We start from the raw sequence: 15355 nt of genomic DNA, 5'->3' as shown, positions 1-15355 counted from the left end.
ACTAAACTTTTTTCAAATTATATTGCAATTGCCGTCTCATAATAGATTTTATTAACCAGAGCTAACACTTTATCTAAAGAAATCATGTCGCAAAATAATAACGTTACAAATTTACCCAGCGAACAAAACGAAGCTATAAAACTCGCTGATAATATTTCTAAAAGTTCTGAAATTCTTGAATCTTTTTTGGATTGTGCTGGACATGCTGCAATTATCAAAGACTCTTCACTCAAATATCTGGCTGTAAACAACGCCTTTATGAATCAAATCAGCCACAAAAGCAGTAAAGATATCATTGGTAAGATAGATCAAGAGATACTTAAACACCTGACCACAAAAGATCAGATTGCACAGATCGAAAAATATGACCGGATTGCGCTTAATCTCCCCAAAGGCGAACATGTCACGTTAGAAGTATCCTTCTACGATCAAAATGGTATTGAATCCACTTTTCGCGCTAAAAAATTCCCCATATGGGACCACAACAATGATTTGATGGGAGTAGGAACGCTTACTGCCGACATAACTGAAATAAAGACCACAGAAAAAGAACTTCTGACAATCCGTCAAAAACTCAATAACCACATTAAAACCCAAGAACAAACACTGCATGAGGCCAATGAAAATCTTCAGTTTATGAATAACGTTTTTAAAAATACGCTGGACGGAATTATAATCACAGATGTCGCCGGTCACGCTTTGCAGATCAACCCGGCTTTCACTGAAATTACGGGCTACACCCTTGATGATATTAAAGGTAAAAATCCACGGATATTAAAATCGGACAACCATAACGCAGAATTCTACAAAGAGATGTGGGCTTCTTTAAAAACCATCGGAAAATGGGATGGAGAATTGTGGAATCGTCGTAAAAACGGTGAAATATACCCTCAACGACTCAGTATCAGCGCTATTTATGACTCCAATCATAACGTAACTCACTATTTAGGCGTTAACAATGATATGAGCGAACTTAAGCGTAAAGAAGAAAAAATTAACTTTTACGCCTATCACGATGTACTGACCAATCTCCCGAATTTCAGACTGTTCTCTGATCGGTTACGAACAGAAATAAAAAAATGCTCAATAAAAAAATGTCAAATTGCCTTACTTTATATAGACTTTGACGATTTTAAAAAAGTTAATGATTCTCTAGGGTATCGTGTTGGAGATAAACTTCTGAAAGCTTTCGCTGAAAAAGTTAAAGAACTCATAAAAGGTTCTGACCTTTTCGCTAGAATTGGAAGTGATGAGTTCGCCATTGCTTTAGTAGACTTTAAAAATATCAATTCACTCATGGTTTTTTCTAGAAAAATCAGAAGCTTGCTTCGAGATCCATTTGAAATTGAAGGATATGAAATTTTCATAACAGTAAGCATCGGAATTTCTACCTACCCGGATGATTCTGAAACAGCAGAAAAGCTTCTGCAACATGCCGCTACAGCAATGCATCAGATAAAAAGCGGTAATGGAACTGGAAGCGAAGTAAGATTTTATACATCTCAAATGCTGATACGCGCGCAAAATAAAATTGATATGGAATCTGCTATTCGAAAGGGATTGTCATCCAATGAATTTGTTCCTTTCTATCAAGCCAAAATCAATTCCAAAACAGGAAAAGTAGTTGGAATGGAAGCTCTTGCCCGCTGGGTAAAAGATGACGGCACAATTATACCTCCCGGACAATTTATTGAAATTGCAGAAGCACTTAATCTGATCGGAAACATAGACAGTCAGATTATGGAAATTTCTGTCAGAGACATGGCTGACTGGGAAAAGGCAGGCCATAAAAACCTAGTAGTTTCCGTAAATGTCTCATCAAAGGAACTTGAAGATCCATCTTTTTCAAAAAATGTTATCTGCATCTTAGATAAATATGAATTAGATAATGAACAGTTGGAGATTGAAATTACTGAATCTCTGATCATGAAAAATGTTGAAGAGAAAATTAACCTTTTAAAAACCTTGAGTGCAACCGGAATTAGAATTTCTATTGACGATTTCGGAACAGGATATTCCTCACTCAGCTACCTTAAAAAGCTCCCCATCAACACACTTAAAATCGACATATCATTTATAAAAGACATTTTAACAGATCTAAATGATATGGCTATTGTTTCAGCGATAATCAGCATGGCCGGAAAAATGGGACTTGATGTTATTGCAGAAGGGGTAGAACATGCTGAACAAATAGAACTACTTAGAAATGAAGGATGTAACCTGATACAAGGGTTCTACTACTCAAAACCATTACCGAAGGTAGATTTTATAAAGTTTTTGGAAGGACACGCGTAATCCATTTTGGTTACCCCGGCATAAACCCCACCACGCCCCCTACCTATTTTAAAAACCCTACCATTAAATACTACCTGATACATTTAAAATACACATTTTCAAACGTTTACAGACCCTCTCCTTCTGATATTAATAAATCTAACGGCTTATGATTTTATAGCTTTTGGATTTGCATTTAATGAAGGAGAGTTACAATGACTGAATCTATCACCAAGATGACACAAGACGTAGTACTTGAAGGTAACAGTCCTGCTAAGGAAGTTGCTCAAAAGATTGGCAAACCATATTCAACGCTCCTGAGAGAAATTAATCCTTTTGATCAGAACGCCAAACTTGGAGCCGGAACATTACTTGATATTCTAAAAGCAACGAATGAAGTAAGGCTACTTGAACATATGGCAAAATGCATTGGGTACACAGTTAAGCCGAATAACGTCCATCCAGCTTAACTACATTTCAAAATAGTTAGTATGAGCCTGAACAGTGTCTGCTGTTCAGGCTTTTGCCATTCTGGACTTTTAGCAATTTTAGGTTGATACTTCCTTTTATGAAAAAAATGTATAGTAAAATACTCGTCAATGCTGCCACCCTCGGTCCTGTAGGCTACCTGCCAAAAGCTCCCGGAACGTGGGGATCTGCTGCGGCGGCGATTGCGGCGCCGTTCTGTTTTTATCCATTTCCCATTTCAATCAAAATCTTCATCTTGATTTTACTTTTCGTATTTGGGGCAATAGCCAGCTCTGAAGCAGAAATTCAGCTGGGCAAGAAAGATCCAGGATGCGTTGTAATTGATGAGGTTCTTGGACAGTGGGTAACATATCTGCCCTTCGGACTAATGACGGGATCGCAGATTATCGCAGGATTTATTTTTTTCAGATTTTTCGACATCCTCAAACCATGGCCCATTAAGCAATCTGAAAAATGGTTAAAATCCGGCTGGGGCGTAATGATTGATGACCTGTTTGCAGGTGTCTACGCAGCTATAGCTCTCTGGCTTTTCAGAATGATCTAAATTCAAAACTCATACTCAAAAAATTAACCCCCGCTTTCTTTCGAAAGCGGGGGTATTTAATTATCAAATTCTTGAAACTTATAATTTTAAATTCTAGTAAGCCAATCTGAATTGAGCCCTGCGGTTCATTTCCCAAGCTGTCTCATTATGAGCAGGATCAATGGGATTTTCTTCTCCGAAACTTACAATGCTAAGTCTTTCGGGAGCTACTCCAAGCAAAATCAAAAATTCATAAGCAGCGCGCGCACGACGCTCACCCAATGCAAGATTGTATTCTGCCGTTCCGCGTTCATCGCAGAACCCTTCAATAACAATTGTTACATTGGAAAATTTCTTTAGCAATTCAGCCTTAGACTGTAGTAAAGGACGATATTCTTGTTTGATTTCAAAAGAATCAAAATCAAAATGAACTATATTTCCCAACTCAACAACCGCGACTTCAAATTCTTTTTTAACTTCAGCAGCCTGACGCTCATCTTCAAGAGCCTGCTCCTGAAGTTCTTTTTCTCTTTCCTGCCTAGCCGCCTCTTCCTGTCTGAGTCTTTCGTTTTCCTGCTGGTCATTCATTCTTTCCTCAACAGCAGGAGATGCAGTTGAAGACTCAACACGCTTCTTAGAACACCCGGCACCCAAACTGACGATCAACATGAACGCCATACACAAAATTATAGCTCTAGCTTTCATTTGCCCTCCTGATAAGGAACTTTAAAGGACAGGAGATTGCCCACGCAAAGTGGAAAACGCACTCTTATTTTAACTTCCAATATTTAGACACTAAAGTGTTTTGTAAAAAAATCAAGTCATCACGGAAACAGAAGTGTTAAAATCTATAACAAAACTATGATTTATCAGCCTTACCCCATGCAGGAGCAGTAGCAATGCCGACTCCAGTCGGAACCTCCATAGCAGAATCACCATGACGGGTGGTCAAATAGATTTTATAATCTCCACTCCTGCTTGATGAAAAAGCTAAGAAATATCCATCAGGACCAAATGCAGGATCTTCATCATTACCGGGCCCGAATGTTAACTGTCTCTCCTGCCCGGAATTCATATCATGAACAAAAATCCTGTGTCCCAAAGGAGTCTGACGCGAAAAAGCTACAAACCGTCCATCAGGACTGATTGTCGGATTAGTGTTGTACTTTCCTTTACGCGTTACGCGGTCAACCTGCCCTGTCGCCATATCCAAAATGAAAATATGCGGATTACCGAATCTTCCCGAAGTAAAAACCATCTTACTTCCAGTTCGGTCAAAATCGGGAGAAACTTCAATCGCCCAGCTTTTTGCTAAAGCTTTTTGAGGCTTATAATTGCCGTTGACCAGAAAAATATCCGAATCCCCGTTCATGGTCAGAGTTACCGCCAAATTTCCATCAGGCAAAAAAGCCGGCCCGATAACTGTATTTCCGGGAAAAGCTTTTTGATCAATCTTTCCAGTACTCTTATCCCATATACAAAGTAAGTGCTGCCTTGAACCAAGCCTTGTGAATACAAGTTTCTTGCCGTCCGGCGCCCAGTTGGGACTAAGGTTTACACCTCCCAAGGAACTGAGCTGGCGAAGATTTCTACCTTGCGGACTTACCGTAAAAATTTCTTTATTTTTTCCAGTCTTCCTCACAAAAGCTATCTTCGAATCAAAAAAGCCATCACGTCCGGTCAGTATTTTCATCAAATAAGAACTGAACTTATCCGCAATCAGCGGAAGCATCTCTTCAGTCACTCTTGAATACTGCTTCCCTAAAATTGTACGCCCATTATACGTTCCGATAACTCTAATTTTAAGGACTTTTTCATCATTAGGCTGAATTTCCCATCCTGTTGTCAAAACAAGATCCACCTTTGAAAGACGAAGAGGTTTTAGATCAACGTCTCCGGGAGTTACTCCGTGAGCAGGATTACCTCCCAAAATACTGGAAAGCGGTACAAAATTTAAAAAAGGGAGATATGACAGATTCTTCTGAATATCTCCCTCAAAGGTTCCAGCTTCAGCCGGTAAAGGCAAATTATTGCCTTTTGCTCCACTATACTTGCCTTCCGGCAAAGTTTGCGGAGGCAGCAGAATAATATTAATTTTACGTTGTCCCGGCCCGTAGATATCCACAGAAAGGGTATCTACGGCTTTGGCATTAACCGCAGAAAAAACGAAAAGCATTAATGCCGCGACAAAAACAACGACACCAGTCTGCAAATAAGAATAATTTCTTTTGCTCATAATATAAAACCGAACCTACTGATCAAGGTCATGCAGGTTAAAGTTAACAATGATAGTTCGAATTGAACTTCCCGGTGGTTCAGGTAGAACCTCGGTGTCTCTCAAAGCAGTCAAAACTGAATCATCAAAATCTACATTTCCCGAAGAATCAAGAAGTTTAATATCAGTGATTTCGCCTGAAGCTTTTAATGAAACTTGTACGCGCGCAGATAAATTATCTTTCTGTCCGAAAACCGGATATCGCCAATGCTTTTTAACTTCCTGCATTACAATGGCTCCGTAAACCTGAACAAGACCGGACGCCCCGGCTGTCCCGCCAGCAGAAGCCTGCACAGCCGTTGATTGAGCTGTGCCTGTAAGAGAAGCTAAATCCTTAGCAACAGCCCGCTGCTTCGCCTTTTCTTTCTTTTCCACCAACTGCCCAATTGAAGCAAGGTCCGCAGCCAAAGCTTCTTCAGCCGTCATTTTTGGCTTGACCGGCTTTTTAGGAACCTCTTTCTTTTTCGGAGTCTTCTTAACCGGAGCAACCTTCTTCTCCTGCTTTTTAACTTCAGGTTTCGCAACTTTCTTTTTAGGAGGATTGGTCGTTTTTATTTTCTTTGGAGAAATTTTTTCAACTTTAGGTTCCGGCTTAGGTACAGGTTTGGCTATCGGTTTCGGAATCGGTTTTGATTCAGGAGCTTTTACTGGATTTGCCGGAGCCTTGGGTATCTTTTTAAGAGCAGCATCTTCAGGAAGAGGAATCGCGTCAGGCTTTGAAAGATGTGCAGAAGGTTTACTGACCGGAGCAGTTGCAACTTTAGGAGCCTGAGGAGCTGGAGCAAGAGAAACAAGGTCAACCTGATAAACAGGCATATCAAGAGAAATTTTCACAGGCGAAGAAACCGACCATGTCATAGCCAGAATTATTATACCCGCGTGTAGCAGTAATGAGATTAAGAGACCGATAATTCTCATCAATAAATACGCCCTGCAAAAGAGTTCCCGATCATCTTAAATGTATACAACAAACCGTCATTACCCTTTTTATTTTTTACGCTTCTGTTCTGCCGGTTCAGCCACAACTCCCATTCTGTCTATACCCGCAGCTTTAATCTCGCCCATAACGCGGACAACTTCACCGTAAGGAACACTTTTATCAGCCCTTAGAAAAAGCATTTTATTCTGCTTCTTCACCAGTTTTTCAAGATGCCCCTGCAATTCATTAAAATCTACTTTATATTCATCAAGGAATATCTCACCTTTATCATTTATCGATAAAACAAGGTGCTCATTATCCTGCGGAAGGGAACGGACTGTGCGGGTTTGCGGTAAATCAACTTCAACGCCCTGAGTCATTAACGGGGCTGTAACCATAAAAATGATCAGGAGCACCAGCATAACATCAACAAAGGGAGTAACGTTTATTTCAGCCAGCATTCCCCGGTTGTTAGTGTACATTCCCATTATCTACACCTCTGCGGAAGAATCATCTTCGCTATCGCCACCATGTTTGGATGCAGGCTCAACCCATGAAACTTCTCTTTCGACTCTATTAAGGAAAACTCCTGCAAAATTGACCATTTCAGTCTCAATTCCGCCGAGAACTCCAAGGAAAAAGTTATAAGATATTGTTGCCGGTATCGCGACAACAAGACCAATTGCTGTAGCAACCAGAGCTTCAGAAATACCGGGAGCAACCGCTGAAAGAGCTGCGGACTTTGCTGTTCCGATGGCATGAAAGGAATTCATAATTCCCCAGACAGTGCCGAAAAGACCGATAAACGGGGCGCCGTTTGCGCAAGTAGCGAGAAAGGAAAGAGAGGTTGACAATCTTTTCATTTCTGAACTGACTCTCTGCCTCAAAATTCTGCGCAAAGTATCTTTAATCAACCTACGTTTATGACTCGGACTGACTGCGGATTTTTCAAGAATACGGTACTCTTTAACCGCTGCGGCACCGATACGGTTCAACGGAGATGATTTTGTTTTATTAATTGCCGTCAAACCGGAAGACAACGAATCTGCATCTTCCATAATTTGATTTCCTTTAAGAACAAGAGACCTTGCTTTGCCAAGAGAAATAAGTTTCCAAAAAATAATTGTCCAGCTCCAGAGAGACATGCCTGCAAGGAGACAAAGTACCACTTTTACCACGATTGAAGCGGACCCGAGCATGGCGAAAATTCCGCCCTGAGGTAAAAAATCCATACAGCACCAAACCTTTTTTTAGCGTTACCATCGAAATTTAAGAGGCCGCATTAAAAGAAAAAACAGCTTTATTTAATTATATTCTGCACTATTACAGGCAAAACATCTTCAACAGCACCTTTAATAAAAACATCACTCATCGCGTGATAAGCGGATGGAACCTTATTAATTTCTATTATCTTTCCACCGTTACTCTTAATTCGAGGCGGAATTAAGCTTGCTGGAACAACTTCACCGGAGGTTCCGGCAACAAGTACAAGATCAGCCTGATCAGCTAAATCAAAAGCGTCTTGATATGCCTGCGGCGGAATCTGTTCACCGTAAAAAACAAGATCTGGACGAACAATCCCTGAACATTCCGCGCATTTGATCGGAAGTTTTTTAGCATCAAATTTAAAGACGTCTTTCGCCTCATAAACTGCGAAACACTCTGAACAGAAAAAATGACTGCAATTGCCGTGAAATTCTATGACATTAACAGAACCTGCCCGCTGATGCAGACCATCGATATTTTGTGTAATAACGCCTTTAATATTCCCCGAGGTTTCAAGCTCAGATAAGGCAAAATGTGCTGGATTAGGTTCGCATTTCTGAGTCATGCGAACAAGTTCCAAAAGGAATTTCCAAACCGTTACAGGGTCAGACTTCAAGGCTCTGATTGATGCTACTTTTTCAGGATCATGCTTGGACCAGATACCGCCGGGACTACGAAAATCAGGAATACCGCTTGCTACAGAGAATCCCGCACCTGTCATTGCCACAGCGCATCGCGCATTCGCAATCAACTTGATAGCATTTTCCAATGCAGTCCGGTCTAATTTAATCTGCTCAGACGACATGTTCCCTGCTGTAATAATTTACTTTAGCTACCGCGCTTCATCATCTGCTGTACAAGCTGGCGGGAATTTTCTTCAGATTGTTCATATTCCTGCGGAGTCATACCTGCACCAAGTGCAATCTTACGACGCAGTTCACGGCTGACTAAATCGCCCGGCGCGTGTGCGTCATTGTTAATTACAAGCTTTGCACCGAACTTGCGTGCTAACGCTGCAACATGACCATTAGTTAGACTGTGTCCTTTACGGGTAGTGATTTCGAGATGGACACCGTATTCTGCTGCAAGTTTAACTTCTACTTCAGTAATCAGACCCGGATGAGCAAGAATATCAACCTTCGCTTCAATCGCTGAAAGATTCGTTCCTTCTGCAACAGGTTCAACTATTGTTTCACCGTGAACAACAACTAGCTGCGCGCCCAGATCTCTCGCCTGATCAACCATTTCACCAATCAATCCGGGAGGAACGTGAGTAAGCTCCACGCCGCTGAAAACATCTATATCAAAAAAGTGACCGTGCTTCTTGGCGAAACGGTGAATATTTTCAAGAATGATCTCAATATTACTGGAATCGGCATGATCGGTCATAGCAAGCGCACGATACCCCGCAATTCTAGCCCTGCGAGCCAGCTCCGCGGGAATCAATTCACCGTCACTGAATACTGTATGTGTATGAAAATCTATCATTTAATTTTCTCTATATTTATATTAAAAAATATCTACATTTTATACTTGAAGTCGTCAGGCGAAAGCTCTTCAAATTCATCACTATGACCAGTGTCTTTAACAAGTTTCGATTCAGTCTCTTTTGTTCCGGCAATATCAACCACTTTCTGGGACACCCGCACAGGGCATCCGGCTCTTACTGCAAGAGCTATTGCATCAGATGGGCGGGAATCAATTGCTTTGACCTCACCGTTACTGTCAATAATGATTTCAGCGTAAAAAGTTCCCTTTTCAATATCAACGATATCAACAGAGACAACTTTTCCGCCAAGGGCATGGATTGCATCCAGAAGCAAATCATGTGTCATAGGCCTAGGGAAAGCCACTTCATCAAGCACAAGTGAAATAGCCATAGCTTCAATTGCGCCTATCCAGATAGGTAGAACGATTTCCTGTTCTTCATTTTTAAGAACGAGTACCGGAGCGTCGGAGTCATTATCAACCGCCAATCCGTAAACCTTCATTTCTACCATAAATCCCCCACTTTAACACCAACAAGAGAGTGATTCTTAGCTTCTATAATCTTGGCTTTAACCAACTTACCGCCAAGCGGAAGATGCCCTTCAATCCCTTCAATAAAGATATTAACGACTCGTCCGCCGGGATCTTTGCCCCGCCACGCCACTCCGCCGTCTTCCTGCCACTTGCTGTTTCTTTCCAGCAGAACGATCATATCATTGCCGTCCAACTCTTCTAGACATTCTCTAGTAATATGCTTTTGCCTTTCCTGCAAGCGAGTAAGTCTTTTTTGAGCAACATCCTCAGGAACTTTAGGCATCATCTTTAAAGCTGCTACGCCCGGACGGTCAGAATACTTGAAGGAAAAACTGCTTTCAAATCTGACACGTTCCATAATATCCATTGTCTGCTCGAAATCTTCATCCGTTTCACCGGGAAAACCGACAATGATATCAGTTGTTAAAGCAATCTCAGGACACACTTCTTTCAGCCCTTCAACAATGCCCAAATAGCGGGCGCGATCATATTTACGGCCCATCTTCTTTAATATGTTATCTGAACCGGACTGTACAGGCAGATGTAAGTGAGGACAAAGGTTAGGCAACTCTCCGAAAGCCTTAATGACTTCGGGGGCGATGTCCTTAGGATGAGATGTAGTAAATCTGACCCGTTCCAAACCTTCAATTTCAGCAATCTTGTATAACAGCTGCGCAAAGCTTAAGTCGCTGCCGTTTTTATCCATTCCAAAGCTGTTTACATTTTGCCCCAGCAAGGTAATTTCACGAACTCCGGACTTAACAAGCGCGCGACATTCATCAATTATTGCCGAAGACAAACGCGATTTCTGACGACCGCGAGTGTAAGGAACAATGCAATAGGCACAAAAATTATCGCAGCCCTGCATAATGTTTACAAATGCCTGTCCGGGAATTGTTCCAATTCCGGGAGGCAAAAGTTCTTCATTAGGATTTGCAAGCCCGCCTTCACGTTCGGGGTATTGCGCTAGAAAATCGTTTAAAACCAGTCTCTTTTCGTGATCAACCGCCAATTCCTCCAAATATTGAGGAGCTTGGACAATACCGTCACTTCCGAAAACCAGCCTCACATAAGGAAACCTTTCGAGAAAGCCTTCCCCAATCTGCTGAGCAACACATCCACCGACAGCGACAAAATCACCCGGAGATGTACATAAATACCCGAGCCGCCTAAGAACATTGTATACTTTCTGTTCAGGTTTATCCCTTACAGAACACGTGTTCAAAATAAATATATTTGCTTCTGATTCTTCCACTGCTTTCCAGCCTCGACTTTCCATCGCGCGGATAAGCCAATCGGAATCGTGGACGTTCATCTGACAGCCGTATGTTAGTACATTAAACTTCATGAGCCGGACATACTCTATATGAAGGTGAGGGTAAACCCGATAAAAACCTAAAAAAAACAATAAGATAACTCAACCACCAGAATCAGGCCGAATATAAAAAATAAAATTTCCTAAAAAAGATAATCTTTACAAACAGATAAAGCCGGGAAAGTCATAAAGACAATCCCGGCTGAAATACAAAAATTTCTAAAAAAAATCAGGAAGGATTGCGTCCGTAAACCTCTTTAGCTATTTTCCACTGATTGCCATCGAGTACAAATTCAAAAGTCGGGGTAAATTTACCGCGTTCACTGTTGTCGCGATAATCCCAAAGAACTCTGGCTGTACATTTTTTACCGGACAATTCAAACGATGTAATCTTAAACAATCTAAGCTTAAATGCCTGATTAACCCAATATGAAGAGCAACGGGGAAGATCTTCACTGAACTTATCAAAAAACAACTCTTCTTTAGAGTTACACGGAAATGACATAATTAATGCATCACTGGTATAAAGAGCTTTAACAGCATCAAAATCTCTGAGATTATATGCGTCTTTATATTCAAAAAGAACATCCTTGATTCTGTCGCGGACAGCCTCTGTTTCATCAGAGGCAAAAGCAAAAGCGGCAACGGACATCAACAATAAGGCCGAAATTAAAATAAATGAAATTTTCTTCACATGATCACCTGTAGATAATATTTTATTACAATTTCAATAGCTATATAATATTTTGAAAAAAAAATCAGCATACCCCGTTCAGGTTTCGCCATTTTTGCAAACAGGAAATAACATTCTGAAGAACCTGCTCCGGGTTTTTATCTTCTGTCTCGATTGTACATTCCGCATCAAGATCTGTTTCAAACTTCACGTCAATACCGATAACCTCCCCGAGTTCCTTAAAAACTTTTCCGGTTTTCTGCCGTTCCAAAGCTTTTTCATAGAGTCCGGCCATAACCAGCCCCTGCTGTCTTCCGGCTTCACGCTTCATGGCAATATTAACCGGACATTTCAGATGGACCTCGGCAAAAAATTCTATTTGATCACGGGCTTCTTTACGAAAGCAAAGCTCATTCCCTGTACCGTCCATAATAACGCATCGCCCGGACTGCATAATGGAAATCGCGTCCTGCACAAAAAGACTGTACACTCTTCTCCGCTCATCATGTGTATACTCGGGATTAGGAATATACAGCTTACGCCTTTCGTCCAATCTCAAAAGGACAGGATTAAAGCCTTCTTCTCGCATTTTATTTAATACACCGTCAGCAATGGTACTTTTTCCGCAGCCGGGAAGACCTGTAAACCAAACCGCCCAATTTTTATTAACGCATATACCTTTCGAATCCGGCATAATCAAAAACCTCCTCCTCAAGCACATTCTCGATAAATCTTAAAAGCGAAGATCTTACCGTTTCAGGGTGATCTGGATACCACACCGGAGAAGCTATCACCAGCCCCCTGAAAACGAAAAACGGAGCTATAACTTCCAAAATTTCCATATCTCCGGTTCTCTCAAGATATCGCTCAAAATAGGTCATATACATCTTTCTGAACTTTTCAGAGAATAAATTACCTTCGTACAAACCAAAAAGAATATAATTTGACGCCATGCAGCAAAGATCTCCGGCGGCCTCTCCCCATTCTCCGCGACTTCTATCCAAAACGCTGAACCCGTCTGGGCCACCGACAAGCACATTCCAAGGATGAAAATCCCCATGAACAGCACAAAGCCTGTGTGTATAATGCGAAAGCTTCCATCTCCAGTCTATAAGCCGCTTTTCAAGGTTTATAAATCTATCCCGCGAGAAATATTCACATGGATGACTGTACGCCTCATCCACAAGTCCCATAATACACTCACTGCTTCCGATAAGATCTCTGACTCTTCGCGTATAAAGATGTGAATCATCTTTTTTTAAAGAATGAATATCTGCCAGCCAATCTGCCAATTCACCTGCACGATCATTATCCGCATCTAAAAATCCGCCCTTGCGAATACGGTCAAGATCCTGAAAATAATCATACCCTTCAAGCTTTTTATTTAAAATAAAAAACTCTTCCGGCTCCTGTAGAGGAATCATTTTACCGGATTTATCAACATAACCCAGCCCCATAGGTTTTACATGCCGCTTAAGCTTTCCTGACGTTTCATATTGAAACATTAAAACAGCAGCGCGATCCCAGTAAAACTGGTGCCCGTAATTATCGCCCTTCATAACGGAAATTACGGTTTCTTGAATTTTACCTTTCACTTTGAAACGAACAAGAAGAGGCTTCCCGTAGCCGAATTTTTTCATACCCTGTTTATCAAGTGAGCCTATGTCACCATAATCAACAAGGGACGTTTCGGTACCGAAAGCCTCTTTCAGATATTTTTCAATCATACCGGCAGTTAATTCAACCACTTCACTATCCTCCCACTTAATTTAAATTAAGTAAGCCAGGCGAAGAAAGTTACCTGCCGACAGATTACCTGCAAAAAAGTTATCCGTTCGCGCTAAATTTCTCCGAAACTGGATTTGTAACGAGCCCAGAATTCATCCTCAGTATAAGAATGTTCCTGAGTTCCAAGCTTTTCAACGCAATAGACAGCACTGACAGCGCCGATATGAGCAGATTCAACCAGAGTTTTTCCAAGAGACAACCCTTTGATCAGGCCTGCTCTGAAAGCATCTCCTGCTCCGGTAGGATCTTCAACTACGCTTGCCTTGGCAGCAGGCACAGCTGTTTCGCCGTCTTTTTCAACAACAAGACATCCCTTTTCACCGAGAGTAACGATGATGGACTCACAAAGTTCCATTAACTCGGCTCTGGTTTTTTCGGTAGATTTCATGATCATTTCAAGCTCGTAGTCATTAGCTACGAGAATTTTACAACCTTTGATCATGCCGAGAAGCTGCTCACCGCTGAATGCAGGGATATTTTGGCCCGGATCAAAAATAAAAGAAATGCCCTTCTGTCTATATGTTTCAGGGAAATTCTGCATATCATCAAGGTTACCCGGCGAAACAATTGCGAGAGTGTTTTCAGTATCAACTGCTGAAAAATCGTAATCGCAAGAATATTTCATGGCCCCGAGGTTAAACCATGTGATCTGGTTATTAGACTTATCGGTAGTAATATAAGCACCTGCGGTAAAATCTGAGTCAATACGCTTTACGCCGTCAAGTGCAACACCATGTTTGGTAAGCCACTGCTCATAAACGTCAAAATCTTTACCTACAGTTCCAAGAATAACAGGCTTTTCACTGAACAAAGACAGTGCGTATGCTATATTCCCAGCGGTTCCACCGAACTTTTCATCAAGTCCGTCTACAAGCAAACTTATATTCAACATGTGGATTTTTTCAGGAATAATATGGTCAGAAAAACTACCTGGAAAACTCATAATTCTGTCATAAGCAATTGAACCGGAAACTAAAATCTGCATTAATAACGCTCCTTAAACTGTTAAAAAAAAGGTAAACTATAAAGTCGTATCGAGTTCTATATTTTTTACAGCCCGCTTTACAAATCAAACAGGCTGTTCCAAAAGCATCAGGTGAAAAACATAAAAAGAATCAGATCACTATTTTCAAGCATTCTGCAAAACCGGACATTATGCTTTCACACCCGATAAAGTCAATAAAGTGGTCATGAGGTATGACTATTTATCCACTCAAAGAACTCGGAGTTACCTTCTTTTGATTCAACAGCAACAATGCAGGGACAATCATAACTGTGCAGATTTTTGACTGTTTCAGTTAATTTTTCCACAAGAGATGGAATCGTTTTCGCCAGCAGTACAGCCTCAGATGAACTTTCCAGCCGCCCTTCCCACCAATACATTGATTCCATTTTATCAAAAATATTAACACACGCGGCAAGATGACGCATAAGAAGCTCGCTGCCAATTTCACGAGCTTCTTCCACGTCTCCTACAGTAATATATACCAGCGTTATGTGCAGATCATTTTTCACGAATTTACCTACTTACAAATAGCATCATCAGACGTTGCTCCAGATAGATATTTGTTAATATCTGCAAGCTCCGCGTCAGTTACTGTCATGCCCTTTTTGACCATTCTTTCGTTGGTCTTCTGCCACTGAGCAAGATCTTTTTTACCCAGAGCACGGCATACTCTTTTGAGGCTGTGACATGACGCACACTTTGCAACAATCAGCCCTGAACAATCTTCAGACTGTGCTGAAGTCACAAACGCCCCGGACAACAGGAGAGTTCCTGCCACTAGTAAACTGATTAATAATTTCATAAT

At 41.2% G+C, this 15355-nt stretch carries 18 protein-coding genes; 3 read left to right on the top strand and 15 right to left on the bottom strand.

Annotation, left to right across the window (positions count from 1 at the left end; all coding sequences use genetic code 11):
- Positions 1 to 84 precede the first annotated feature (84 nt).
- From BLT41_RS10580 to BLT41_RS10570, 3 genes are all read left to right on the top strand, one after another.
- On the top strand, positions 85 to 2295 hold the full coding sequence (locus BLT41_RS10580) for a sensor domain-containing protein (RefSeq protein ID WP_092160938.1): 2211 nt from the start codon (positions 85 to 87) through the stop codon (positions 2293 to 2295).
- A 194-nt stretch (positions 2296 to 2489) separates the two neighbouring features.
- The gene (locus BLT41_RS10575; protein ID WP_092160937.1) at positions 2490 to 2744 is read left to right on the top strand and encodes a phage regulatory CII family protein; all 255 of its coding nucleotides are present in this window, start codon (positions 2490 to 2492) and stop codon (positions 2742 to 2744) included.
- 98 nt (positions 2745 to 2842) lie between these two features.
- Complete coding sequence (locus tag BLT41_RS10570) at positions 2843 to 3307, top strand: phosphatidylglycerophosphatase A family protein (RefSeq protein WP_092160936.1); 465 nt, start codon at positions 2843 to 2845, stop codon at positions 3305 to 3307.
- A gap of 93 nt (positions 3308 to 3400) precedes the next feature.
- Here BLT41_RS10570 and pal read toward each other — a convergent pair whose 3' ends face one another.
- The 15 genes from pal to BLT41_RS10495 all read right to left on the bottom strand — a co-directional run bounded on the left by pal (position 3401) and on the right by BLT41_RS10495 (position 15352).
- Positions 3401 to 3991 carry a peptidoglycan-associated lipoprotein Pal gene (gene pal, locus BLT41_RS10565; protein WP_092160935.1) on the bottom strand — a complete coding sequence of 197 codons (591 nt, stop codon included), beginning with the start codon at positions 3989 to 3991 and terminating at the stop codon, positions 3401 to 3403.
- Between the two features lie 154 nt (positions 3992 to 4145).
- Positions 4146 to 5522 (bottom strand): PD40 domain-containing protein, encoded by a 1377-nt coding sequence (locus BLT41_RS10560; protein WP_092160934.1) that lies wholly within the window; start codon positions 5520 to 5522, stop codon positions 4146 to 4148.
- Between the two features lie 15 nt (positions 5523 to 5537).
- Entirely contained in the window at positions 5538 to 6479 is a 942-nt protein-coding gene (tolA, locus tag BLT41_RS10555) for a cell envelope integrity protein TolA (RefSeq protein WP_092160932.1), read from the bottom strand.
- Positions 6480 to 6548: 69 nt separating this feature from the next.
- Positions 6549 to 6968: a protein TolR gene (tolR, locus tag BLT41_RS10550; RefSeq protein WP_092160931.1), complete on the bottom strand. Its 420-nt coding sequence runs from the start codon at positions 6966 to 6968 to the stop codon at positions 6549 to 6551.
- 3 nt (positions 6969 to 6971) lie between these two features.
- On the bottom strand, positions 6972 to 7712 hold the full coding sequence (locus BLT41_RS10545; RefSeq protein WP_092160930.1) for a MotA/TolQ/ExbB proton channel family protein: 741 nt from the start codon (positions 7710 to 7712) through the stop codon (positions 6972 to 6974).
- Between the two features lie 68 nt (positions 7713 to 7780).
- Positions 7781 to 8551, bottom strand: a complete 771-nt coding sequence (locus BLT41_RS10540) for an SIR2 family NAD-dependent protein deacylase (protein ID WP_092160929.1) — start codon at positions 8549 to 8551, stop codon at positions 7781 to 7783.
- A 23-nt stretch (positions 8552 to 8574) separates the two neighbouring features.
- Positions 8575 to 9234: a histidinol phosphate phosphatase domain-containing protein gene (locus BLT41_RS10535; protein WP_092160928.1), complete on the bottom strand. Its 660-nt coding sequence runs from the start codon at positions 9232 to 9234 to the stop codon at positions 8575 to 8577.
- A 32-nt stretch (positions 9235 to 9266) separates the two neighbouring features.
- A complete protein-coding gene (locus BLT41_RS10530; protein WP_092160921.1) occupies positions 9267 to 9746 on the bottom strand; it encodes a bifunctional nuclease family protein in 480 nt (159 codons plus the stop codon).
- On the bottom strand, positions 9740 to 11116 hold the full coding sequence (gene miaB, locus BLT41_RS10525; RefSeq protein ID WP_092160919.1) for a tRNA (N6-isopentenyl adenosine(37)-C2)-methylthiotransferase MiaB: 1377 nt from the start codon (positions 11114 to 11116) through the stop codon (positions 9740 to 9742). The genes BLT41_RS10530 and miaB overlap by 7 nt, the downstream gene beginning before the upstream one ends.
- A 196-nt stretch (positions 11117 to 11312) precedes the next feature.
- Positions 11313 to 11777 carry a Cif family virulence factor gene (locus BLT41_RS10520; RefSeq protein ID WP_244512249.1) on the bottom strand — a complete coding sequence of 155 codons (465 nt, stop codon included), beginning with the start codon at positions 11775 to 11777 and terminating at the stop codon, positions 11313 to 11315.
- 64 nt (positions 11778 to 11841) lie between these two features.
- Positions 11842 to 12450, bottom strand: a complete 609-nt coding sequence (locus tag BLT41_RS10515; protein ID WP_092160917.1) for an adenylyl-sulfate kinase — start codon at positions 12448 to 12450, stop codon at positions 11842 to 11844.
- Positions 12422 to 13504 carry a phosphotransferase family protein gene (locus BLT41_RS10510; protein ID WP_092160916.1) on the bottom strand — a complete coding sequence of 361 codons (1083 nt, stop codon included), beginning with the start codon at positions 13502 to 13504 and terminating at the stop codon, positions 12422 to 12424. The genes BLT41_RS10515 and BLT41_RS10510 overlap by 29 nt, the downstream gene beginning before the upstream one ends.
- A 92-nt stretch (positions 13505 to 13596) precedes the next feature.
- Positions 13597 to 14529, bottom strand: a complete 933-nt coding sequence (locus tag BLT41_RS10505) for a carbohydrate kinase family protein (protein WP_092160914.1) — start codon at positions 14527 to 14529, stop codon at positions 13597 to 13599.
- Between the two features lie 203 nt (positions 14530 to 14732).
- A complete protein-coding gene (gene cutA / locus BLT41_RS10500; RefSeq protein ID WP_244512248.1) occupies positions 14733 to 15059 on the bottom strand; it encodes a divalent-cation tolerance protein CutA in 327 nt (108 codons plus the stop codon).
- 8 nt (positions 15060 to 15067) lie between these two features.
- On the bottom strand, positions 15068 to 15352 hold the full coding sequence (locus tag BLT41_RS10495) for a cytochrome c family protein (RefSeq protein ID WP_092160912.1): 285 nt from the start codon (positions 15350 to 15352) through the stop codon (positions 15068 to 15070).
- Positions 15353 to 15355: the final 3 nt, after the last annotated feature.

It is taken from the genome of Maridesulfovibrio ferrireducens (assembly GCF_900101105.1).
In the GTDB taxonomy this organism is placed as follows: domain Bacteria; phylum Desulfobacterota; class Desulfovibrionia; order Desulfovibrionales; family Desulfovibrionaceae; genus Maridesulfovibrio; species Maridesulfovibrio ferrireducens.
This window is presented reverse-complemented; position numbering and strand designations above follow the sequence as displayed.